The organism is Chryseolinea sp. H1M3-3, assembly GCF_029360725.1.
GTDB lineage: Bacteria > Bacteroidota > Bacteroidia > Cytophagales > Cyclobacteriaceae > Chryseolinea.
Genome location: NZ_JARKMY010000002.1, coordinates 1,099,118 through 1,121,301, shown reverse-complemented (window position 1 = coordinate 1,121,301; position 22,184 = coordinate 1,099,118). Strand labels below are relative to the sequence as shown.

The 22,184-nt window shown below is 40.6% G+C and carries 20 protein-coding genes; 4 read left to right on the top strand and 16 right to left on the bottom strand.

The genetic code is table 11. The features are described 5' to 3' along the window. Nucleotides 1–17 precede the first annotated feature (17 nt). The 14 genes from P2W71_RS12285 to P2W71_RS12220 all read right to left on the bottom strand — a co-directional run bounded on the left by P2W71_RS12285 (nt 18) and on the right by P2W71_RS12220 (nt 16,070). Nucleotides 18–2,999 (bottom strand): SusC/RagA family TonB-linked outer membrane protein, encoded by a 2,982-nt coding sequence (locus P2W71_RS12285; RefSeq protein WP_276371371.1) that lies wholly within the window; start codon nt 2,997–2,999, stop codon nt 18–20. A gap of 351 nt (nt 3,000–3,350) precedes the next feature. After that, a complete protein-coding gene (locus P2W71_RS12280; RefSeq protein WP_276371369.1) occupies nt 3,351–3,821 on the bottom strand; it encodes a DinB family protein in 471 nt (156 codons plus the stop codon). 65 nt (nt 3,822–3,886) lie between these two features. Then, nucleotides 3,887–4,801, bottom strand: a complete 915-nt coding sequence (locus P2W71_RS12275; protein ID WP_276371366.1) for a pyridoxamine 5'-phosphate oxidase family protein — start codon at nt 4,799–4,801, stop codon at nt 3,887–3,889. Between the two features lie 42 nt (nt 4,802–4,843). After that, on the bottom strand, nt 4,844–5,206 hold the full coding sequence (locus P2W71_RS12270) for a hypothetical protein (RefSeq protein WP_276371364.1): 363 nt from the start codon (nt 5,204–5,206) through the stop codon (nt 4,844–4,846). A gap of 25 nt (nt 5,207–5,231) precedes the next feature. After that, nucleotides 5,232–5,645, bottom strand: coding sequence for a nuclear transport factor 2 family protein (locus P2W71_RS12265; RefSeq protein WP_276371361.1), 414 nt, complete (start codon nt 5,643–5,645; stop codon nt 5,232–5,234). Nucleotides 5,646–5,720: 75 nt separating this feature from the next. Beyond that, nucleotides 5,721–6,290, bottom strand: a complete 570-nt coding sequence (locus P2W71_RS12260) for a TetR/AcrR family transcriptional regulator (protein ID WP_276371358.1) — start codon at nt 6,288–6,290, stop codon at nt 5,721–5,723. 117 nt (nt 6,291–6,407) lie between these two features. Further along, nucleotides 6,408–8,399: a PAS domain-containing protein gene (locus P2W71_RS12255; RefSeq protein ID WP_276371355.1), complete on the bottom strand. Its 1,992-nt coding sequence runs from the start codon at nt 8,397–8,399 to the stop codon at nt 6,408–6,410. A 337-nt stretch (nt 8,400–8,736) separates the two neighbouring features. After that, on the bottom strand, nt 8,737–10,230 hold the full coding sequence (locus P2W71_RS12250; protein ID WP_276371352.1) for a glycoside hydrolase family 32 protein: 1,494 nt from the start codon (nt 10,228–10,230) through the stop codon (nt 8,737–8,739). A gap of 180 nt (nt 10,231–10,410) precedes the next feature. Further along, entirely contained in the window at nt 10,411–11,322 is a 912-nt protein-coding gene (locus P2W71_RS12245; RefSeq protein ID WP_276371350.1) for an NAD(P)-dependent alcohol dehydrogenase, read from the bottom strand. Between the two features lie 134 nt (nt 11,323–11,456). After that, nucleotides 11,457–12,371: a pirin family protein gene (locus tag P2W71_RS12240; protein ID WP_276371349.1), complete on the bottom strand. Its 915-nt coding sequence runs from the start codon at nt 12,369–12,371 to the stop codon at nt 11,457–11,459. A gap of 39 nt (nt 12,372–12,410) precedes the next feature. Further along, nucleotides 12,411–12,716 carry a GNAT family N-acetyltransferase gene (locus P2W71_RS12235; RefSeq protein ID WP_276371347.1) on the bottom strand — a complete coding sequence of 102 codons (306 nt, stop codon included), beginning with the start codon at nt 12,714–12,716 and terminating at the stop codon, nt 12,411–12,413. 124 nt (nt 12,717–12,840) lie between these two features. Further along, complete coding sequence (locus tag P2W71_RS12230; protein ID WP_276371345.1) at nt 12,841–14,193, bottom strand: alkaline phosphatase PhoX; 1,353 nt, start codon at nt 14,191–14,193, stop codon at nt 12,841–12,843. Nucleotides 14,194–14,626: 433 nt separating this feature from the next. Continuing rightward, nucleotides 14,627–15,439, bottom strand: a complete 813-nt coding sequence (locus P2W71_RS12225) for an alpha/beta hydrolase (protein ID WP_276371342.1) — start codon at nt 15,437–15,439, stop codon at nt 14,627–14,629. Nucleotides 15,440–15,626: 187 nt separating this feature from the next. Next, nucleotides 15,627–16,070 carry an SRPBCC domain-containing protein gene (locus tag P2W71_RS12220; RefSeq protein WP_276371339.1) on the bottom strand — a complete coding sequence of 148 codons (444 nt, stop codon included), beginning with the start codon at nt 16,068–16,070 and terminating at the stop codon, nt 15,627–15,629. 251 nt (nt 16,071–16,321) lie between these two features. Between P2W71_RS12220 and P2W71_RS12215 the strand changes: the two genes are divergently transcribed. Further along, entirely contained in the window at nt 16,322–16,816 is a 495-nt protein-coding gene (locus P2W71_RS12215) for a hypothetical protein (RefSeq protein WP_276371336.1), read from the top strand. A 281-nt stretch (nt 16,817–17,097) separates the two neighbouring features. Further along, the gene (locus tag P2W71_RS12210; RefSeq protein ID WP_276371334.1) at nt 17,098–17,307 is read left to right on the top strand and encodes a hypothetical protein; all 210 of its coding nucleotides are present in this window, start codon (nt 17,098–17,100) and stop codon (nt 17,305–17,307) included. Between the two features lie 22 nt (nt 17,308–17,329). Here the strand turns inward: P2W71_RS12210 and P2W71_RS12205 are convergent, their stop codons facing one another. Beyond that, nucleotides 17,330–20,332, bottom strand: a complete 3,003-nt coding sequence (locus P2W71_RS12205) for a CHAT domain-containing tetratricopeptide repeat protein (protein WP_276371331.1) — start codon at nt 20,330–20,332, stop codon at nt 17,330–17,332. Between P2W71_RS12205 and P2W71_RS12200 the strand changes: the two genes are divergently transcribed. Further along, nucleotides 20,324–20,482: a hypothetical protein gene (locus tag P2W71_RS12200; protein ID WP_276371328.1), complete on the top strand. Its 159-nt coding sequence runs from the start codon at nt 20,324–20,326 to the stop codon at nt 20,480–20,482. The genes P2W71_RS12205 and P2W71_RS12200 overlap by 9 nt on opposite strands. Nucleotides 20,483–20,571: 89 nt before the next feature. Here the strand turns inward: P2W71_RS12200 and P2W71_RS12195 are convergent, their stop codons facing one another. Then, nucleotides 20,572–21,474: a glycoside hydrolase family 16 protein gene (locus tag P2W71_RS12195; protein WP_276371326.1), complete on the bottom strand. Its 903-nt coding sequence runs from the start codon at nt 21,472–21,474 to the stop codon at nt 20,572–20,574. Between the two features lie 339 nt (nt 21,475–21,813). Here P2W71_RS12195 and P2W71_RS12190 point away from each other — a divergent pair, with 339 nt between their 5' ends. Then, nucleotides 21,814–22,140 (top strand): rhodanese-like domain-containing protein, encoded by a 327-nt coding sequence (locus P2W71_RS12190; RefSeq protein ID WP_276371323.1) that lies wholly within the window; start codon nt 21,814–21,816, stop codon nt 22,138–22,140. Nucleotides 22,141–22,184 lie beyond the last annotated feature (44 nt).

The window sequence follows — 22,184 nt, the reverse complement described above, 5'->3', positions numbered from 1 at the left end:
CTTTGAATGAATGGAAATTAGAAGGTAAGATTTACACCGAGTGTAAAAGAACGTACCGTTGGATACTTGTCTCTTTCATCCACTCCCGGAGCAAGTCCGGCGCGATTTACTTCAGGGTCGATACCTTTGTAGTCGGTAAACGTTGCGAGGTTTGAAGCCGAAACATAGACCCGCGCCGCCGCAAATTGCTTCACTTTCGACGCATTAAAATTATATCCCAACGTGACGTTGTCAATTTTCCAGAAGTCACCATCCTCCACATATGCACTCACATACGACTGCGGTGAGGTTAACACTTTTCCATCGATGGTATTAAAAGCAGAATTAAGTCTATTGTAAACGATGGTAGGATTCTCATAAAACATTCGCTGCGTATTTAATATCTGATAGTCGAACGCGCCACGCATCGTGACATTCAAATCAAAATTTCCATACCTGAAAGTGTTATTCCACGCCAGGTACCATTTAGGCAAACCATTTCCTAATATCTGACGATCATCTTCGGTAACATCAGTGATGGGCTTTTGCTCTCCTTTCGAATTTTCGATCAACCAAATGCCATCTTCGGTAATGCCAACACTTTTATAACCAAAGAAGCTTCCCATCGGCCTTCCGGTTTCCAATTTGTGAGTGGACATTTGGATGGGATCGCCCGTATATCCTTCAAATAAAAAGTCATTCGCCAATTTGAATTCACTGCTTGACAATGAGCTCAGTTTATTGGTGTTCCTAGAATAATTAATACTTGAAACCCACTCAATTTTTGATGTCGTGACAGGAACAAGGCTCAACGAAATTTCCAGCCCTTTATTTACCATAGAGGCCGCATTCGCCAACGTTGTGCCTACCAGGTTTGGTGGCACTGGTACGGGATAATTGTATAAGAGGTCTTCAAGGCGTCTGTCATAATAGTCGATGGCTCCATAAATGCGGTTTTGGAGAAATCCATAATCCACACCAATGTTATATTCCGTATTGGTTTCCCAACCAAGGTCAGGATTTGCATTCCCGACAGGGGCCAAAATATATACCCAATCTTCGCCATTAAAATAATAGTTACCCGCATCGTACCTGTACCGAACCAGCGATTGATATGGATCATTTGGTGTAGATCCTGTTTTACCAAAACCAGCCCGTAGTTTTAAATTGCTAACGAAATCTGCATCGGCAAGAAAGCTCTCGTTACTGAGCGTCCATCCAACGGAAACAGACGGAAACAATCCCCAACGATTATTGGCACCAAATTTAGACGAACCTTCATATCGCAAGCTTGCCAGGATGTTGTACTTATCATCAAACCCATACCCTACTCGACCAAAAAATGCAATTAGTTTGGAATAGTTTGGCCACATATCACTAGTAGCGTTCTTGTCAATGTTTACACCCGATCCATTCAACCCTTGCGCTAGTGCCTGTCCTAAATGAATGGCATGGTAAGAAAATTCATCGGTTGGGAAGTTAAAGTTGGTGATGGTGTTTCTCGAATAATAGTAATCGAGGTAACTATAACCTAACAATGCGCTAATTCGATGTTTGTCAATTGTTTTAGAATAATCTGCCGTGAGATCAAGGAATTTTTCTGTCTGCTCGGCATTGCTTACATACGCCACCCCATTTTTTCCGCGTAAAGCAGAGATGTGTTTTTTTGACTGGTACCATCCGATATCTTCTCTCCAATCATGCTGTGATCCTGCGATCTTAAGTTCAAGATCTTCGATGGGATAATAAGAAAGTGAAGTAGTTAGCCAGGTCCAATCTTGTTTATTATCTGTGATTTGTTCTTTAATCCGCGATACAGGATTTTCATACTGGAACTGATCGGTGTGTTCTACCCACTCACCATTGTTATTTTTCACGTTGTCAGTCGGATTTCTAATCAGTGCCTGACGATAAATATCTCTATCAAAGCTTCCGATATGCTGAATACCTTTTAACACATTCACATTTAACTTCAATTTATCTTTTACCAAATAGTGGCCCAGATCGAGGCGGAGCTTTAATTCCTCATTATCAGATTTAAGAAACATACCTTCCGCTTTTTGGTAGCTTGTATTGATGACATAAGTAGATCTACCGGTTCCGCCGCGGAGTGAAACATTGTGAAAATGATTTATGGGGTTCCTGGTAATTTCGTCCAGCCAGTCGGTATTTCCACCGAGGTCATACGCAGGTTCAATATTTCCGGCTGCAATCTGGCTACGAACTTCGTTTGCATCCATAAAATCAGCTTTTTTCAGAAAACGGTCGGTAGATACATAGCCCGAATATTCGACAACAGGTTTCATTTCTCCCTTTGCTTTTTTCGTGGTAATCAAAATGACACCATTTTTTCCGCGAGTTCCATAGATAGCTGAGGCCGATGCATCTTTTAAGACATCTACAGATTCGATATCACTCGGGGAGATGGAATTCAGATCACCCGTAAAACCATCAATAAGAACCAGTGGCTCTGATGAACCCAACAACGAAGTAATACCTCTCAATAAAAATTGGGCATCTTCATTAGGGTCACCAGTAGGCGTACCGATAGACAGCCCTGCCACTTTCCCTCTCAAAAGTTCGCCAACATTGCGAACGGCACCGGGCACAAATTCCTTGGGTTTTACCGAACTAACAGCGGTAGTAACATCCTGAGCGCGTTGTGTTCCATAACCTATAACGACAACTTCTTGCAAAGACGCTATGTCGGGCGTCAGGTTAACTGTAATATTCGTTTGATCACCGACTGGAATTTCCGTATTGGTATAACCAACAAAACTTATGACGAGAATTGCCTGGGGGCCGGGGACGGTAATTTCAAATTTTCCATTCGCGTCCGAAATCGTTCCTTGTGTTGAACCCTTAAGGACAACGTTTGCGCCAGGTAACGACTCACCATCTACCGAAAGAACGGTTCCGGTAACATTGTGTTGAGCGAAAGCACCTTGCATCGCTGTTAACATGCTCAATAAAAGCGTTAACCGCAATACATGTTTAAGTTTAGTAATTGATTTTATCATACGTTATTATTTATGGGTAGACATACTAACAAACTGTCTCCTTCAAAAGTAAGGACACACTTCTTTATGAAGGAGTTTCTAAAAATTAACTAATACGCCAGGTTTATATCAGGACGTTACAAGTCGGACGTCACTCATCCGAAATTGTATCTGTAAGGTAGGCTCGCAGGAAAGCGGTTATTTATCAAATTTTATCATTTGATAATATTATTTTGTCCAGTTATATATTTTTGAATGATACTTGGAATGCCGTAGAATATTTTCAGCTAACTAATTTATCTAACGGTATGCATATATCAGCCACAGATTATGGAACGTGGCGCAATGCTGTTGGTTGATGTGGAACATGTGTCATTGGTTCTTATCTAGCAACCTCCTGTGATAATTAATTTGTCCGAGATGATAGTTAATATGACTTACCAGATGAATCATAAAAAAACCAGTTGTCATAGACTTCCCTCCCGGTTTTTCCGGAAATTCGTCTTCTAAAATCTCCAATGAAATTACCGGTAGAACTTGGTGTATTGTTTCAATCGCGGATTTAACCTTGGATAGGATTTCGTCGCGGGTAATATTTTTTTCAGAAAATTCTTTATCCCTTTCCCTGACATAACCGTTCCTCCCCAATACTGCACCGATGAAATGATTTATCGCTCCTGCAATATGAAGTGCCAGGTTACCGCCTGTATTACCGATATTACCGGCAAGCGACCAAATATGATTTTCATTCTTGTAGGATTCAATTTCCTGTATCACTTTATTTAAGTCACGATTAAGAATTTCCAGAACAGTTTGGCTAAGGGATGTATTTCTCGTATTCATAATAGATTAGTTATAATTGCTTTTCTTCGTTATGAAATAATAGATTGATATTTAAATCATGACAATTAGATTGTAGGATTCAAGGAAGAGTATTCAATAAACTCAGATGACAGTCCGAACATATTGTCCATGAGAATCCAACGATGTATTGTTAAGGACCACGATCTATTTGTTCCTGACGTATTTAATGAAAGATCGGGAAGCTGCCAGTGTATCTGAACGTTTCCGATGATTTGAAGTGTTCTTTTTGATTCGTGATCCAACAGAAGTATTCCCGCGTTCGGATTAGTTATAAAGTTTCCCAACGTGTTAAACATGCCGTTACCGGGATAGTCTGGGATTATTAATGTAACCGGGTTGGTGATGTGAATAAATCCGGGTAGCCCTCCCCGGTGTGATGCATCCATTGAACCGCTCAGATCTGCGCTACCCACGAAAATACAATCTGCAGATTTGACTAAAGAAATTAACTCTGGTGATAATTCACGTCCCTGAATGATTGATTCGGGATAAATATTTTTTTCAACGCGCGCAAAACTTCTTTTCTGAATATATTTTGGACAGTTGGGATAAGCCTGCTCCAAAACAATTTGAATTTTTTTACCAGTTGAATCGATTTTGCCATTTAATCGATATCGCCTTCGTGTCAATGGCTCGATGAAGAGAAATCCAATATGTTGACCCAGTTGCGCATTGCGCCAGAATTGATCGTTAGGATTTGAGGAGCTTAATTCAACGTTGATCTCTATGTGACTATCGTTGATAACCCTGATAAAGCCTTCTGATCCCGAAAGGAAGGAAACGAAAATTTCTCCAGCCTCATTTCTGGAACTCGCGATTGCAAACGGAAGCTTTTCGATAAAATTTATAGCGCCGGGAATTATTTTATTAGTAACAGCCCTTCCGTTTCGATCAGCAATTGTTCTTTCATTCGCTTTTTGCTGTACCAAGATTTCTCCTGGATGATAAATATTCTCCATATAGGGAAACCCAGGAACAGAAATTGTTCCTGGGGAGTTTGATTAAAAAGTCAATACATTAAAACCCTGTTTTTGAATTGCATAAACGCTAGGAAGTCCTGTCGTACCAGGAACCTTATTGTCAGTAATAAGGTCGAAGCCGGAAGCATTAGCACCAAAGACATCGGCACAACCGCACGAAATGCCTACTACGTTATCCTGAACCGCTCTAAATAGTCTGTGTCCAGGATGATCTTTTTTAAGAAGCTCTTCGGGCCATCGGGTACCGGCGCCCTGAAAATAAATTCCGACTTCTTCACCTGCGTTCTTAATTTCATATGCAGTAGCCATGGCGTTAAATACCCGCCCGAGTGCTTCCTCCGACCCGGCCTTGGGATCAGAGAAAACCAGTATTGCTGTTTTCATAGTGTATTTGTATTCGTAAAAAATATTAAAGATGTCTGTCGGCAGCCTGGATTGATAGATCATTGATGCTTGCAAACCTTCTACTCATGTATCCATCCTCATCAAACTCCCACATCTCATTTCCATACGAGCGAAACCAATTGCCATCAGGATTATGCCATTCATATTCAAACCTGACGGCAATTTTATTCGCCGTGAATGCCCAAAGTTCCTTTCTAAGTTTATAATCCAACTCCTTCCTCCACTTTCTTTCGAGAAAAGCTTTCACCTCGTCCCGCCCTTTCAAAAATTCAGAGCGGTTTCTCCATTCGGTATCAGTTGTATAAGCTTTGCTTACACGATCGGGGTCTTTCGAATTCCAAGCATCTTCGGCAGCCTTTACTTTTTGAAGTGCTGTCTGCTGATTGAATGGTGGTACAGGGTGTCGCTGTTCTTTCATATAATTTTTTTTTTACCGCAGGTCATTTTATTTAAAATAGAAAGACAAGTCTGTCTATTTAAAAGACAAAATTTTTTACGCTTCTTCCAATATCATTTTTACCATTTTCTTTGCTGACTTAACGGGCCATGCATCCTTGTAAATTTTCGATTCAACGATAGCACCTTCGAATAATAGATAAATTGAATCTCCCATAGTTTCGATCCTTGCGGAGTCTTCCATCATGGCGTCCTTTACAAATGTTTTAATGTAATCTCGCAGCTTAGCTTTATGCTCAACGATTTGCTTTAACATTGCCGGACCAGCATCCGCTAACTCTGATAACATATTGATAAATTTGCATCCTCGAAACTCGTTATTTCTAAGGGCATATTCGAGGAAGTCAAAGCATGCATAAAGTTTCTGCAAGGGCGTACCTTTACTTCCGGTCCATTTATCCAAACCTTGGAACCATTCTATGCGAGCAGCTTTCAGGTATTCAAGTCCTACATCCTCTTTTGACCCAAAATGTTGGTACAAACTCGCCTTTGCTACTTTCGCCTCATCCAGTATCTGGTTGATTCCTGTATTGTTGTAACCTTGCTTGTAGAATAGTCTCGAAGCCGTTTCCAGTATCCGGTCTTTTGGTCCTGTTTCTTTACTCATATTTACTCCTGACAGCAGCAAATGTAAAACGATAATATTTAATAGACAAGTCTGTCTATTAAATATTATCGTTTAATTTAAAATCAGTCGATCCGGAATAATACGGACGATAATCCCTTAAACCTTATTCTTCTCTAAATCCAGCTCATCTAACATTTTCCTGGACGCAGTAATGTCTGTTGCAAACTTTAATACTTTAATAACTTTTCCTTCCGTGTCTAGTATGGGATTATAAATAGCGTTTAACAATACCACCGAATTATCAGAAGCGACACGTTTAAACACTCCACTCACAGGTTTACCGGAAGCCAGCGTAGGCCAAAACTGTTTATAACTTTCTGAGTGCCTGACTTCCAATGGAACAAATTTGCTGTGATGCTCGCCTTTAATTTCATCCAATGTATATTTCATGGACGTTAAGAATAGCTTATTAGCATTAACGATGGTTCCATCAGGTTTAAATTCTATTGTTGCCATTGTTGTCTCAATACCTTCCATAGTACTTTTTATCTCGGCCAGCAGCTCCTGTTGCTGTGTGATATCCGTTGCAAATTTGATGACCTTTACGACATCTTTGTTGGCGTTTAGGATAGGATTATAAATAGCATTCAACCACACCGTTTTGCCAGACGAATTGATACGTTTAAAGACGCCTGCGATAGCTTCACCCGATGATAATCGTTTCCAGAATGTCTTATAATCAGGCGAGTCTAATATTTCTTTAGGGACAAATTTACTATGGTGCTTTCCTTTGATCTGGTCAAGACTGTATTTCATTGCCTTGGTAAAATTCTCATTTGCTGTAAGAATGGTACCATCCGGAGTGAACTCAATTAACGCCATCGTAGCATTCATACCACTTATTAGTCCTTGATTTTCACTAATACGTTCCTGTTGCTCGGTAACGTCGGTCGCAAACTTGACAACTTTTGCTACTTCGCCTTTTGCATCAAGAATCGGATTATATACGGCATTCAACCAAATGATTTTTCTTTCAGCAGAAAGCCTTTTAAAAATTCCGGTAAAAGATTCACCTGCCGCTAATCTGCTCCAGAATTTTTTGTAATCATCAGAATCAATGATCTCTTCTGGAACCAATTGTTTATGATGCCGACCCTTAAGTTCACTGATCTTATAACCTGTCACTTTTAAAAAATTCGGATTTGCTGCTAATATTAAACCATCAGGCGTGAATTCAATCGTCGCCATGGAAGCATCAATACCATTTTTAATGCTGATCATCTCCGCTGACGCCTTCGCGATTTCGTCACTTTTACGTTGCATTTCTTCCTGCGTTGCCTGTAACTCTTCCATATTCTGCCGCATTTCTTCTTCTTGCGCTCTCAGTTCCTCAGCTTGTTCCTGACTTGAGTGGAGCAAGGTGAGTATACGGTCACCTTCCTTTACATTTTTAATTGCAGCGGCTATATTTTCTGAAAGCTTTTTCAAAAAATCTATTTTGTAAGGCGGAAATTCTTCGAAGGACGCAAGCTCTATTACACCGAAACTTTTTTCATTAATGAGAAGCGGTACAATCAAAACTTCTTTGGGTGTTGCCTGTCCCAAACCAGAAGTGATGCGCACATAATCATCGGGAGTTTTCTTTAAATAGATCATATCCTTTTCAAGTACACACTGACCTACTAACCCCTCGCCAAGATTTATTCTTTTTTCCAAATATTTTTTCTTTTCATACGCATAGCAGGAGATCATCTCCAGGTATGGATCTTTTCCTTCGCCCTCTTCATTCAATACAAAGATTGCCCCTTGGTTAGCGCCTAGATACTGTACGATATTTTTCAAAATCTCATCTGATAGTGCAGCCAATTTCTTCGATTCCTTGTTTCGAAGGATATCTGAAAAATTTGCCAGCCCTGTATTTAACCAATTACGTTCGTTATCGCCTTTCTTTATGTCCTGCAAATGAGCTTTAATGCCGAGAAGAGATTTACCCAACGTTGCTTGTATCATTTTTTCCGAAAGCGGCATATCGAGATTACCTCGTTCAATTTCCTTCATAAAGGAAGCAGCTTCATTTAATAAATTATTTTGCTGTAATAGTTGTTCGGCAATTTCTTTATGTTTTGCGCGCGTCTTAAAAATTTTCATATGTATCTCTAATCCTGAATGTTTCGAGATCACGTATACAACTATTAAACCCTGCCAAAACGTATAGCATTTTGTTTAATGAATGGCTTTCGGAGCTTCTTCCGTAAGAAGAAAAAAGGTTAGACCATTTTCGTCCTTAAACAAAACCTATTTTCTGCAAACCAGTTGATTCAAAATTACTCCGTGTAGCATGTTTTACTTCCAACCTGGGGAATGATGATGACCATATTGGGAATGTGGTAAAACGCATGGTGGGCAATAGAAATTACCATTTAAGGAAAGCATTTTAACTACAAAAATTCATTTAGCTCGTTCAATTCAACCGTTTAAGGATATATTATTTCCAAACAGACGAAAGTGGTGAAATGGCAAACTGCGGGTCGCCCTGTTCTAAGCGTATTTTATTGTAGGGTACAGAAGGAAACACAATTTCTGTCAGAACACGTCCGCCGCCGTTGACAAAAACCTCGATTGAAGCCAAGTCTACATACACGTCCAACGTTTCGATGTTTATGTCATGCATGTTCACTTTGTGTACAGCTGGAAAATCCTTGTTAAAAGATGTTAAACCAGATTGCCTGCGATCGAAGGATAAAACGCCAGCATTCAAAGACATCATCACCTTCTCGTTCTTTTCATTGTAAATCGTCAGGAGAAAGGTCTGCGAGGAATCTACTTTAAATGAAATTTTACACAAAGGATTATCAAGGGTCGCATCTTCATTGAAGTTTTTAGGAGTCCCTTCCAGGTTCTTCACTTCACGAGCCGGAGAAAACTTCAATTCGTAGACATCCACATTTCTTAATAAGGAGATTTCGCGTGGCAGCGTCATGGCGCTTCTCCATTTTTCAGTGGGCACCACCTGACCGTATTGCCAATTGCTCATCCATCCCAAAAACAATCTTCTTCCGTCACTCTGGGGAATATCAGACCAAGTAACCCCTGCGTAATTATCAGGACCATAATCGATCCAGCGGGTGATCGTATCCTGAGACGTGAATTTTTGCCCATCAAAATTGCCAACAAAATACTGCGTGGCAGATCCGCCTTGTGGTCCACCCGGGTTAATGCTGACAAACAAAATCCACTTTGTGTTTCCGTTTTGGTCCTTGAGGGGAAACAGATCGGGACACTCCCAAACACCACCATGAGCACCGACTCTTTGCCCGAACTCGCTCAACTTATTCCATTTCTTAAAATCAGGAGAACTGTAAAATTCAATATGATCTTTTACGGCCAGCGACATTATCCATTGCTTACTGCTTTCATGCCATGAAACTTTTGGATCTCTGAAATCCGCTATTCCAGGATTGTGTAATACCGGATTACCATCGTACATCTTCCAAGTCCGTCCCTTGTCCAAACTGTATGCAATGCCCTGTGTCTGAAAATCGTTCCTACCTTTCTCCGCTTCTGCTGCATCGTGAAAAGTAAAAATCGCTACCAACGGAGGGTTGGTTTTACTGCCCAGTCCACTGGTATTTTTCCAATCAACAACAGCGCTTCCGCTGAAGATATATCCCAATGAATCAGGAAACAACGCTATGGGTAGATGCTCCCAATGCATGAGATCTTTACTAGCTGCATGCCCCCAATGCATCGGTCCCCAAACCGTACTATCCGGATAATGCTGATAAAACAAGTGATATTCGCCTTCATAATAAACCATGCCATTTGGATCATTCATCCACCCGGACGGAGGCGTAAAATGAAATTGGGAACGATAGGGTTCCTGAAATTGGGTCTGATGATTATCATTTGGTTTATCCTTTTCCGGCTGGCAGGCTACTGAAAAGGAAAGGGTAAATACCAGTAAACATATTCTAATCATATCACTCGGGGTTGGGTCCAGGAACGCCGTAAAATTTAAAAGTAATGGTGATTCGTTGTCACCTTCAAGGTTTACTTATTTTGCTTTCATTGTTTATCCGGTCGTGTTGCTCTCTGACTAAACACATTTTTGATAAAGAACAAAGATCAGTGATCCGTCGACAATGGATACCAATCTAACTCAAACCTTATTTCCATTTTCAAATACGTTAATGACCACATTTCCCTTCTTATGAAATGTTTCAACATAAGCATGTGCTTCCCTGATTTGTGCAAGCGAATATCGCCGATCTATTACGGTTTTTAACTTTCCGGATTCAATAATCTTTTTTAGGACCAATAAATCATCCGGGTTTTCCTTAGGAGAACCTGATACCGATACATATTTGCCCGTGGGTTTTAATAATTTCTTGCAGACTGATTTCGATGTTTTCCCAACAGCATCCAAAATAATATCGAAACGCGTTTCTGTTTTTGTAAAATCCTCCTTCGTATAATCGATAACATGATCTGCACCGAGTGATTTTACCAGGTCCAGATTTGTAGTACTGCATACCGCAGAAACATGCGTACCAAAATATTTTGCAATCTGTACAGCAAACGTTCCGACACTTCCGGATGAACCATATATGAGAACGTTATGTCCTGGGCCTATCCCCCCTTGTTTTAAAAGTCGCAAGGCGGTAAGGCCACCAATCGGCACTGTTGCAGCTTCCTCGAATGTCATGTTGGAAGGCTTTATGGCAATCACATTGTTTTCAGGGAGACATTTGTACTCAGCATATGCACCAAATTTAAATCCACATGAAGCAAACACCGGATCTCCGATTTTAAATGACTTGACAAGTTTACCAGCTTCCTCAACCACGCCAGCTAATTCAAACCCAAGTATTTTTACCCTCGAAGGTTTGAATAAACCACTGAAAATTCTTACCAGGAATGGATCCGCTTTACGCATGCGCCAGTCTCCGGCAGTCACGGTTGTCGCATATACTTTCACCAACACTTCATTGTCTCTGGGTGCAGGCTTATCAATATCTCTAAGTTCAAGAACTTCTGGTGGCCCATATTTCTCGTAAACAACTGCTTTCATTGAATGAGTCTTAATGTTGAGATCACACTGTTAATTTAATTTCAGAACTAATATTTTACATCGTGTTCTCTTAGGAATATTTTCAAGACAGCATGCAGAGAACGGACCTCTTGATAATTTGTGGTTTCCGATTGTCAAGAAAGTGCCTGCGGCGACGGGTTACCTGCCGGCCTCGTGCGATCTTCAGGAAGGGGAACGAATTCATGGTTATCAGCAGGCGGCAAAATTATTCTTCCTTCTTTCCAATCTGCTTTGGCTTGCTCTATTCTTTCTTTGCGGGATGAAACAAAATTCCACCAGATAAATCTTTCGCCAACGGGTTCTCCCCCCAACAACATTAGTGTAGCAGGTTCTTTAGAAACGATCACAGGGTCTACTCCTTTGCCAAAAACCAATAGCTGTCCGGCGACATAAGTTTGCCCCGAAACCTCAATACTTCCTTTGGCTACATAGACGCCACGTTCGGAATGTTCCTTAGGTAATCCGAACCGTGTTTCTTTCTCCAGTAAAACATGAACATAAAACAAAGGGGAATGAGTTTTAACTTTATTCATCAAGCCAAAAGCATCTCCGGCAATCAATCTCATCCATACTCCTTTATCTGTAAATACAGGTAATACATCCGGTTTATAATTTACAAATGTCGGTGTGGATTCTTCATCCTTTTCAGGAAGCGCTACCCAAGTCTGAATCATTTCCAGTTGACCTCCAGCTAACGCAGCGGGATCTTCAAATCGTTCGGAATGAGCAATGCCCTTGCCAGCTGTCATCCAATTTACTTCGCCGGGCCGTATGATCTGCTCAACGCCAAGGCTATCCCGGTGCGTAACCTGTCCGCCAAATAGATAACTTACAGTAGACAGACCGATGTGCGGATGGGGCAATACATCCATGGTACGTGCCTCTTCCGGACGGACCGTCACCGGACCTGCATGATCCATAAAAATAAATGGGCCTACCATTCGTCGCATCCGAAACGGAAGTATTCTGCGAACTTCCATTCCTGGTGCCAATGACGCCTTTCGCGCTTCTATAACAATCTCAAGCATAGTCTAACAAAACCCGATAAAGGTAAAACAGAATCTTTCTTATTGACGCCAGTGGCGATTCCATATATCGTCATATTGATCAGGGTGCCTGTTAAATTGTGCACTAACGTATTGACAGAGTGGTACTACCTTCAACTGTTTTTGTCGCGCATATTCCACCATCTTGGACAATAGATCTTTAGCGATCCCCTGCCCTTTTAATTCTTCCGCCACCTCTGTGTGGTATACCATAAGGTTATTACCCGAAATTCCAATTTCCATTTCAGCGACCCGTTCGCCGGCATCTTCAATTATAAAAGCACCTTTTCCGTTTTGCTCTAGCCTCAATTGAATTTCATTCATCATGCCAACTTTTTATTTAGATTTTCAGCATTCTTCGAAATTAAATAAATTTTATGAACACGACGCCATTCGTCTCCAATCACTTTTCGACAAACCCAGAAACGAAATATTTGTTGATGCTTAACATCTATTTTCTTAAACTATTCCAGGGACCCGTTATGGCAAACGTTAACCCCTGTGTCTGAACATTTACAAAAAGTGTTTTTCCGGAAGGAGAAAAACAAAGGCCTGCAAGTTCTGAATCCGATCCCACATTTCTACCGATGTTATATATCTTACCTTCCGGAGTAATGCCACGTATATAGGAATCTTTAGAATCTTCAACCAGTATGACATCTCCCCAAGGGCTTACGGTCAGATTATCACAAAACTTCAGAATATCCATGTTGTTGGGTTCCGCGAATAAAACCAACTTACCCGGATTATCCTTTTCTTCTTTTTTCCCTTCACTGGGTGAAGGAATATACTTAAAGACCTGCCCGCATTTTTTCGCTCCACCATTCGTGCATGCGAAATAAATCTCTTTGTTACCATACCACATCCCTTCTCCGCGCGCAAACAACGCAGCGCCTTGTGCATGTCCACGGAGTCGAAGGTCATCCGCGTCAGCATCAACATCCGACAAAGTAATCCATTCCACATCAACCGTCTCGCCAACGTTTAGGGTAGGTGTTTCCCAATTCCGGGTATCAAAGGCTTTTGATGCGCGGATAACGAGCGCCTGTAGCGTACCCCCTAAATGCAGCTTCTCTGGTTCTTTTGGAATGAACCGGTAAATTAAACTATCAGATCGATCTTCTGTCTGATAAACAATTCCAGTTGTTGGATCAACACAAACCGCTTCGTGATTGAATCGTCCCATTTCTTTTAATGGCACAGGAGTCAACAATTTTTTATTGGCAGCTGGAACTTCAAAGTTATAACCATGTTTTGTTTCTGAAGTCTCACTCTTGGGAGAAGTATCTTCTTCGCAGGAAAGCCAACTACCCCATGGCGTTGGTCCACCTGCGCAATTCCTGTATGTTCCGGTTAAGCTGAGAAACTGCTGTTCAACCACTTGTTTGCTTTCATTGTAAATCAATGTAGTTGTACCGCCTAGCCCGGGCGTTTTTCCATAACCGTAATCAAATGCATTCAGTTTGTTTACTTTGCTGAACAAGGCCATATCTTCACCATAAGGACCAAACTTTGCAGGCAAAGGACTATTTTCATGATTTCGTATCACTACTACTTTTTCATTTAAATTAAAAGCGGCCATACCATCGCCTTTGCCTGGAACGAAAAATCCGTCAGACATTTTATCTCCCCATTTTGAAATCATCCTGGCTGTAAATCCTTCCGGTAGCTCAAGCCATTTTTCATCAGTCTGCATCATCCGTTTAGGCATTGCTAATGCGGGAATCGAAAGGAACTGATTTAATCCGGCAATGCCTGCCGAAACTGCAAGAGACTGTCTGATAAAATTTCTTCTTGTGGTCATAAACTACATTTTAGATGAACTAATTATGGATTAAAGATTGACATTTCTTGTTGTACAAATGAACTGGAGTTTTGCAGACTGGCCTTTGATTCTTCAGGATAAAATTTCCTTCTGAAAAATACGTAGTGTTTATCTCTAAAGAATTCTGAATATAATACTTTATGAAATAAATCAATCTCCAATCAAAAAACGTTGCAAGGAAATTTTTTTACAAAAGGCCCTAGCAAATTGAATGTTATCTTTTTATTAAACAATCACGATTGAAATCGACCAAATAAAAAATCAACAATTACAAGGCACAAAGCACATTAACGAAATAATGACTTGTGCCTAAAGAAATACAGACCAATGCCATCATTCCTGCTTATGATATAAAAACAAACAAACAATGAGGAAGGCCATGAAAGGTCCCTGCAGTGAATGTGGGCACAATCTAATTAATCATGCCCTGCATCTTCAGCCATTCGCAAAACAGGTTTATCCAATTGTGTGTTGTGTTAGAAGGACTTCCAATACCGAATCCATGTCCACCTTTTCCAAAAAGATGCATTTCGACGGGACGCCTGGCAGCATACCATTTTTTATACATATTAAGAGCATGAGGAGCAAATCCAAACTCATCGTCTTGTGCACATAACATGTATAATGGAGGCGCATCTGGCGAAACTGCACCAACTCTATTTTCGGGCATATCCGCATACACAGGTACGACAAAATCCGGGCGATTTTCAATCGTGTAGTCAAACGCAGAAGACGCAGCCACCATTCCTCCTGCAGAAAATCCCATGATCCCTATACGTTCAGGGCTTACGTTGTACTTCTTTGCATGTTTTCTCACATAAGCAATCGCCTGCCTACCATCTGCTATGGCTAATGGTATTATCGGCAAACTCTCCTCATCCCATGCCTTTTTATCAGGCGCGTTCAGCATATCATCGAACGGATTTTCGCTGTAAATACGCACAAGTCTGTACTTTAAAATAAAAACCGTTATACCTTTTTGTATTAGGACTTTTGCGATGTCGTTTCCCTCGTGATCAATCGCTAAAAAATGGAAACCTCCTCCTGGACAGATTATGATGGCTGTTCCATTAGAGGCTGAAGCCGCCGGCGAAAAAACTGTTAACGTTGGATGAACTACATTGAAAACAGTGGTAACGCTCACACTATTCCTGTTATTCACTCCTTCTTGCCATGTCCAGCTTTCGGAGCCAGGAGCTTTACCATCGTATAGTTGTATTTCCATTTGCTGGGCATTTACAATCGTTGTTATCAACATCAGAATTAGTATAATATTTTTCATCTTCTGTATCTCCTATCTTTGTCTCCTCAAAAGCTGATTGGACACCTCACAAAGGTAGAATTGTAATATTTTTCATAAGCGCTTATTCACGGCAATTTGGGGGCGAATTACGACAGAATGGTGAACGCGATCAAATTCCAAACTGCTTCTCGACTACATTTTTAATGATCCCAAAAGTTGTTCTCCAATAAAAATCAATATGTTTATAGATCGTCTCCGTTGGAAAATTACTAAGGGTCAATGTTAAGGATGTCTGATTTTCTAATGGTGCAAGTTTAAACGTTACTGTCGTATAATTTTCAGGTCGATCCGGTAAACGTGACAATGAACTTAGAAAATTATACTGAAGAATAGTATAAGGTTCAAATTTTAACACCCTTCCTTTGTTCTCGAAGTGGATATGATGAAATCCTTTCATAATGATTGGTCCACCCTCCATCCAATCTGTAATAATTTCTAAGGCTAACTCAGGCTCCGCTGCCCACAATTTCATGAGTGCTGGCACTGTCAGCGCTTTCCATACATCGAAAGAAGATGCGTTTACGATGTCGGTCATGCGAATTTTTTGCTTCATTCTTCTTTTTCTTTGAAGTAACTCATTTTTTCCAGAATGATGTGATAACTTTTGAAGTGACAGAAAGAATTTAAATATCTGATAATTCTTTCATTGCCCTTTTTCGTGATTGATGTCTAATTTGTTCCAAAACAATATTCCCCACTGTAGAATCAATGCATCAGCACAGCTTCAATTAATGTTTACGATGATTGATTTAAAATCGGCACAATGTTTTTGCAGGAAAATAAAAAAGTTTAAAAAAATTATCTATGAAACACATAGCAATTCTATTCGTATGCGTAGCTGCCACAAGTACGATTTCGTATGCACAACAAACAGACTCCTCTTATAATCGCGCAAGCTCTACTGGAATTAATCAAACCGACTCACAGAATGGAAACTTAAACCAATCAGCAACGCCGCAATCTATTCAAACCGCGCCTGCCAATCGAAATCAAAACAATGGCATGCAGCAATTCCAAAGCACACCACAAGCACAAGATCCAAATTCCCCAGTGGCCCAGCCGTTGCCTCAACCTCAAGGGCAAACACAACCCCAACTCCAACCGTCGTTACAGCCGCAACCTGAAATCAACTCGCAGCCAGAATTACAGGTATTGCCAACACAACCTCAGACACCAACCTCCGGGCAGCCAGTACCGAATAACCGGGACCTCCAAAATCGCTACAATGAATCCGTACAACCGACAACACCCCAATCGACTAATCCGGCAAACAATAACGGTACGAAACCCCTTAGATAATAGGCATTACCGATGCTCTATACGGACCTGAAAAATATCCGATCGTTTTACAGTTGACAGTAGGTTTAGGACTTAACTTGCCAATTACCTCGCCTTAACAGTATTCGAATTTCCTCGCCCAATAAACAATCCATATACGTTACACCGATTGTTTCCCAATTTCGTCGGCGATCAAATACCGCATAACTTCAAAGGTAGCCTCCCTTAAACCAGTTATATATATCTTATAATAAGTTTATTACCTTTCCTGAAAAACATTTAACCCTCTAAATCACAATATTATGCCGGACAAAACCGATGATTTAAAAGACACCAGACCTACGCGAATTGTAAAGAGAAATTCTCCAGAGCAGGAGAAGTGGGAGCTTGCACAAACTTATATGAAATCAAGTGACCTGGACAATGCACGAAAGGTATTAACAGAACTACGAGGCAACGCTAACCCATATAGTTCAAAGGCAACAAAATTACTTAAAGAGATTGGGGAGTAGTTCATACTCCTATTTACCTTCATTAACAAGCTTGCGAATTTGACACGTCACGGGCTTGTTTTCTTTTTCTTCGAAGAAAAAATAGAGAAGCTGCAGTCGCCAGAACCGTCATTATTGAGACTGCGTATATCTGCACCGATATGTTTTGATCATTTAGCTCCTTGTAATTACCCCATAACACTAGCCCAACCCAAAAGCGTGGGTGCGCCGTATATTCATCCGCCTCCTTTAAATACGTTAGTTGGGATTTACATAAAGCACTGCTCGCATATTCATTCTGTGCAAGGTTTTTATAAAACTGATGTATCAATGACACATTCTCGCCATCATTAATTCTCCAGAGCGTCATTAGTAAACTTTTTGAGCCTGCGTAGAAAAAACCACGGGCAATGCTGTATACACCTTCCGCCGTGAAAATCTTTCCATAACCTGTCTCACATGCACTCAACACTGTAAGATCAGAACCCAGGTTATATCCGTACAATTCATGTGCAAACAACTTTTCATCTCTGAACTGTAAATAATTATTATAGATATCATGTTCGTCGCCTACTCCGTGAATTGCCAAATGAAGTATCTTATAAGAGGAAGCTTCGGCCATAAATTTTTTCTTAACAGCGTCCTTTCCCATACTGAAGTCGCCCGGAAAAATACTGGCAATGGCTTGCAATTCACGATACGTTCCAGGAAGATCGTCAGTTGTATATTTTTCTTGCTCGCCATCTGACCACCCGAAAGCTAGCAATGGTTTCTCCGAATGGCTGCGCGGGTTAGTTAGAAATGGAGAGACCGCATCAAAAGAATATGAAATCGTAAAATGCTTAACAAGATAGTCCAGATCGCGGTAATTTACATGAGTTGTATTTGGCTTGGAAGCAAGTAATGCCTGAAACGGCAATAAAGAAAGCGGGCCGTCTGGCACAACCATGAGCTGGTGACGGTCATCTCCTGCTTGTAAGCCGAAACGATTAATTACTGGCAGCAAAAGATCTTCATATAAACTTGAGCCTAGCATTACGTAGTTCGCGAAATCCTCTTGCAGGTCTTTAGTTTGTAAGCCGTTTTTCAAGAGTTCGCAAAACTTATAAATATCCTGTGTCAGGTTTTTAGTCTCAATGGCTTCAAACCCCTGCGCTCCATCAAATGATGCGATCGCATATATCGTTTCTGCACCAAAAAAATATTCAACAAAGATCATATCCTCTTCTAATGCTTCCTGTAAACGGTAGAGCGTCATGACAGGCGACCTTTTTACTCCAAAGGTATATTGCGGAAACTGCTTTTTTATTTGCCGCTGCCAGACCGCTAACTCCTTCTGTCTGTTTAGCAGCTCTACATTCAATTCACTCTCTACCTCCAAGTTTTTTACCGAACCAAGCTTATTTTCTACCGATGTTATTTTGGCCTTGATATTTAACTCTTGTGTTAAGATGCTGTCAGGAATATACTTTTGTGCACGTTGACTGGCTTGCTCAACACCTTGTCGCAGAATACGCGCTTTGCTTTTATCCATTAGTTCAAAAGCAGATGCGATGTACTGCTCATCCGATGTAAGCCCGTAAAGTTTATACAAAGCGCTCAGCGCCCGTTCATAAATGTAATAGGTATCGCTTGCAAAATGGAGTTTTGAATTTTCATTCTCCTGAGAATCCCAATACCTGTCCATTAGCCTATCCGATAGATAAAAACATTCAGCAGCAAGTTTCAAAGTATTCACTGCATTTCTTCCTTCCGCAAGTTGCATCAACACGGTACCTTTATGAGCTAAAATATCATACAATCTTGGTTTATTCTCAAGTACCTTGTAAGACGGATTTGATGTGGAAGAAAGCGTTGTCTCTGAACCTAGCGCAGACTGAATACTTTGCTGCGCATAGAAAAGAGCCGAATCAAATTGTTTCATCTTGTACAAAACCTCGCTAAGATGTTTATAAGTATTCGAAATATCTGCAGTGTTGCTTTGTGAAAATGCATTTCGTATATGCAAACTCCGCCGGTAGTTTTCTAGCGCCTCCTGGTCGCGGTTCGCTTCACGCAGTGCTTTACCTTTGACAAGATAAATATCAGCCATTGTCGTTGAGTCATAAGCATTCTTATTTTTTATAATCAATAGTGCACTGTCAACGCAATGTAATGCCAATAAATGCTGTCCTGTTTCTATATAAGCCTGCGACAAATTTGTAAAATCATTGGCCATCTCAGCCGACATTTCGTGACGATCAAGCCGCAGGGACAAGGCCCTTCGATAATACAAAATTGCCTTCTCAGAAACATCCTGATTATTGTAAATATTGGCGATGATACCATAACATCGTATGAACGAAGTAGTGTCAACGGGGTCGATAGATTCGAGTGTTTGAATAGCACTGAAGGCAAATCCCAGCGCACGTTCAAAATCCTTCTTTAGACGGTTGGTAGTTGCGAGATTATAATAAACGCGGTAAAGTTGTTTGAGATATTTTGGTGGTGTTGTCTCCAAGATGTTGACTGACTTTTGAAAATATTTTTCCGCTTCAACATAATCCCTTAGCGTATAGCGGTAAACCTCCCCAATGCCGTTGTAACTTTCTGATACCAGGATGTGATTGGAACCCAACAAACGCACTCTAATGTTCAAGGCATGCTGATGCATTGCCAAGGATTCATGAGGCTCGTTGAGCAAGTCCAAAAGAATACCATATACATAATAGATTCTAGCAACCTCAATACCTTCTCCTATATTGTCACCGACAATTACCGCAGTGTCTAATAGCAGCCTTGCATCATCGAATGCACTCAGCCGGACTAAACAATAAGCCTTGCCTGCTACAGCGTTTAAGTAGCCACTCCAATTCTTTTGTATTTTAAAGTTGTTAGCAGCACTACTGTAATGCTGCAATGCTTTTTTGTAATTGCTGACTTCAAAAAAAACTTCAGCGCGTTTCATCGCTATCTCTGCTCCATTGCCAGATTGAAAAGAAAATCCCTGGTAACAAGGACATACTACGCATAAGGCAAAAAGAATAAAAAAAATATTATGTTTCATAGCACCTCCTCGATAACAAGAGGAACAGGGTATGAAGGTACAGAAATTATCGAAAAAGCTGTTACAACCCATACACTACCCTTAGCGCCTTCAACCTATGCTCATTCTTTTGAACTTCAATATATCATCCATTTCAATGGACATATCTGATGGCTTCGTTTGACCCAAAGTAGAATGCGACATCAACACAGCAGGGAGCCATAACCGAACCAGCCACAACGATAGGAAAAATCGCTGCCTCAGTTCGATGTGTACACCCTCACCCAATCAACCATCATCGTTCCTTCTTCAATGGTTGAAGGATCAAGGTTATTGAAAAACCATCCTCCTACTGCAACATTTAACGTTACCCTTTGCTGCTTTCCAAAAAGTTGCGGAATGTATCCACCCGATGCTTTCACTTCAACGACGGTACCATCAAGGATGGAAGTAAGCTTAGATTCTTCCCATATCAATTCATAAACATGATAACATGTTGTGAGATTGGCATCCGTTTCAATGACATGTTCTGCTCCTTTTACTAAATTGTTATTCGTGGATGTTCCAAAAAAATAATTGGTCTGATACTTCGTAGGTTCGTTTCCACGGGCTTCAAGAAAATCGATTTCACCTTGTGTTGGCCAAGGATCTCCGTAACTCCAAAATGCAGGCCATAATCCTTTCCCGCTAGGAAGTTTTATTCGCGCTGCAATTCTGACTTTGGGAGCATTCGGATTTGCAGATATATTTGTTTTGCTTTCAATTCGTCCCGAGGTAAAACCAAAAGATTTTTGCGTCGGATCCTGAGGCGTTGTATTTCCAGTAACAGATTCTTTTTTTGCATTGATCAGCAGTGTGCCATTTGCAACTTCAAGATTCGACGCCTGATAATGCTGAAGTTCTTCGTTATACGCTCCACCTGTCCATACATTCCATTGAGAAAGGTCTGATTCAAAATTATCTTCAAAAACCTTTAACCATCCTGTAGCTTTCATCTCCACTTCCTTCTGTTCGTAATCACAAATAGCCGGAGCTATGGAGGGAATGAGGGCATCACCATTCTTAGTAGACTCTTTTGAACAACTTACAAATAGCAATAAGAGGGCGACCGACCTACAGTTCATATCAGATAAGTATCTAAGTAACAATTTCCAGATATCCATAAGCGTCAATTTAATACTGGTAAATTAGATAAACTTTTCTGAATTGTATCGGGCTGTCCTGAGGGCTTCGTTTACAACAAAAACCTTCGCTGTGTGAGACTATAAATGTGCGCTTAGTTTTTTTGATGATGCGAGCACGTAAAGCCGGGTATCATATTTTCTCAAGCTTGCAAATCCCTAACAAATCTTCTCTAACTCAAATAAATAAAACTTTAGCTAAAAATATCTCAATGTGATTTTTGTCACTGTAACTGATACTACCCAATAACGAAATTTGTATAGTCATTCAGAAAGACATTTTCTGAGCATCGAAAAAAGTAACTATAAAAAGAAAACCATATGTTCAATCTATTTTCAAGTCCTGCCAAAGACTACAGCTCATTGAGTGGAAGGGAATTCAAAGAAAAATTCCTTAACACTAAAAAACCGGTTCTAATTGATGTCCGGACTGCATCTGAATATTCTTCCGGAACCATTAAAGGTTCAAAGAATATTGATATCATGTCGCCGAGATTTAAAGATGCCATTAGCAAGCTGGATAAGACTGTGGAATATTTTATCTTCTGCAGAAGTGGCGGCAGAAGCGCACAGGCTTGTTCTATTATGGCAAAGGAGGGTTTTAAAGTTAATAATTTAAAAGGTGGAGTTGGTGAATGGCCTCAGTAACAAGGCCATTTTTAAAATATGTATCACATCATTGCAAAGCCCAT

Excerpts from the sequence above, each read along its gene's own strand:
- P2W71_RS12285 (WP_276371371.1), bottom strand. The coding sequence starts at position 2,999 with ATGATAAAATCAATTACTAAACTTAAACATGTATTGCGGTTAACGCTT.
- P2W71_RS12280 (WP_276371369.1), bottom strand. The coding sequence starts at position 3,821 with ATGAATACGAGAAATACATCCCTTAGCCAAACTGTTCTGGAAATTCTT.
- P2W71_RS12275 (WP_276371366.1), bottom strand. The coding sequence starts at position 4,801 with ATGGAGAATATTTATCATCCAGGAGAAATCTTGGTACAGCAAAAAGCG.
- P2W71_RS12270 (WP_276371364.1), bottom strand. The coding sequence starts at position 5,206 with ATGAAAACAGCAATACTGGTTTTCTCTGATCCCAAGGCCGGGTCGGAG.
- P2W71_RS12265 (WP_276371361.1), bottom strand. The coding sequence starts at position 5,645 with ATGAAAGAACAGCGACACCCTGTACCACCATTCAATCAGCAGACAGCA.
- P2W71_RS12260 (WP_276371358.1), bottom strand. The coding sequence starts at position 6,290 with ATGAGTAAAGAAACAGGACCAAAAGACCGGATACTGGAAACGGCTTCG.
- P2W71_RS12255 (WP_276371355.1), bottom strand. The coding sequence starts at position 8,399 with ATGAAAATTTTTAAGACGCGCGCAAAACATAAAGAAATTGCCGAACAA.
- P2W71_RS12250 (WP_276371352.1), bottom strand. The coding sequence starts at position 10,230 with ATGATTAGAATATGTTTACTGGTATTTACCCTTTCCTTTTCAGTAGCC.
- P2W71_RS12245 (WP_276371350.1), bottom strand. The coding sequence starts at position 11,322 with ATGAAAGCAGTTGTTTACGAGAAATATGGGCCACCAGAAGTTCTTGAA.
- P2W71_RS12240 (WP_276371349.1), bottom strand. The coding sequence starts at position 12,371 with ATGCTTGAGATTGTTATAGAAGCGCGAAAGGCGTCATTGGCACCAGGA.
- P2W71_RS12235 (WP_276371347.1), bottom strand. The coding sequence starts at position 12,716 with ATGATGAATGAAATTCAATTGAGGCTAGAGCAAAACGGAAAAGGTGCT.
- P2W71_RS12230 (WP_276371345.1), bottom strand. The coding sequence starts at position 14,193 with ATGACCACAAGAAGAAATTTTATCAGACAGTCTCTTGCAGTTTCGGCA.
- P2W71_RS12225 (WP_276371342.1), bottom strand. The coding sequence starts at position 15,439 with ATGGAAATACAACTATACGATGGTAAAGCTCCTGGCTCCGAAAGCTGG.
- P2W71_RS12220 (WP_276371339.1), bottom strand. The coding sequence starts at position 16,070 with ATGAAGCAAAAAATTCGCATGACCGACATCGTAAACGCATCTTCTTTC.
- P2W71_RS12215 (WP_276371336.1), top strand. The coding sequence starts at position 16,322 with ATGAAACACATAGCAATTCTATTCGTATGCGTAGCTGCCACAAGTACG.
- P2W71_RS12210 (WP_276371334.1), top strand. The coding sequence starts at position 17,098 with ATGCCGGACAAAACCGATGATTTAAAAGACACCAGACCTACGCGAATT.
- P2W71_RS12200 (WP_276371328.1), top strand. The coding sequence starts at position 20,324 with ATGTTTCATAGCACCTCCTCGATAACAAGAGGAACAGGGTATGAAGGT.
- P2W71_RS12205 (WP_276371331.1), bottom strand. The coding sequence starts at position 20,332 with ATGAAACATAATATTTTTTTTATTCTTTTTGCCTTATGCGTAGTATGT.
- P2W71_RS12195 (WP_276371326.1), bottom strand. The coding sequence starts at position 21,474 with ATGGATATCTGGAAATTGTTACTTAGATACTTATCTGATATGAACTGT.
- P2W71_RS12190 (WP_276371323.1), top strand. The coding sequence starts at position 21,814 with ATGTTCAATCTATTTTCAAGTCCTGCCAAAGACTACAGCTCATTGAGT.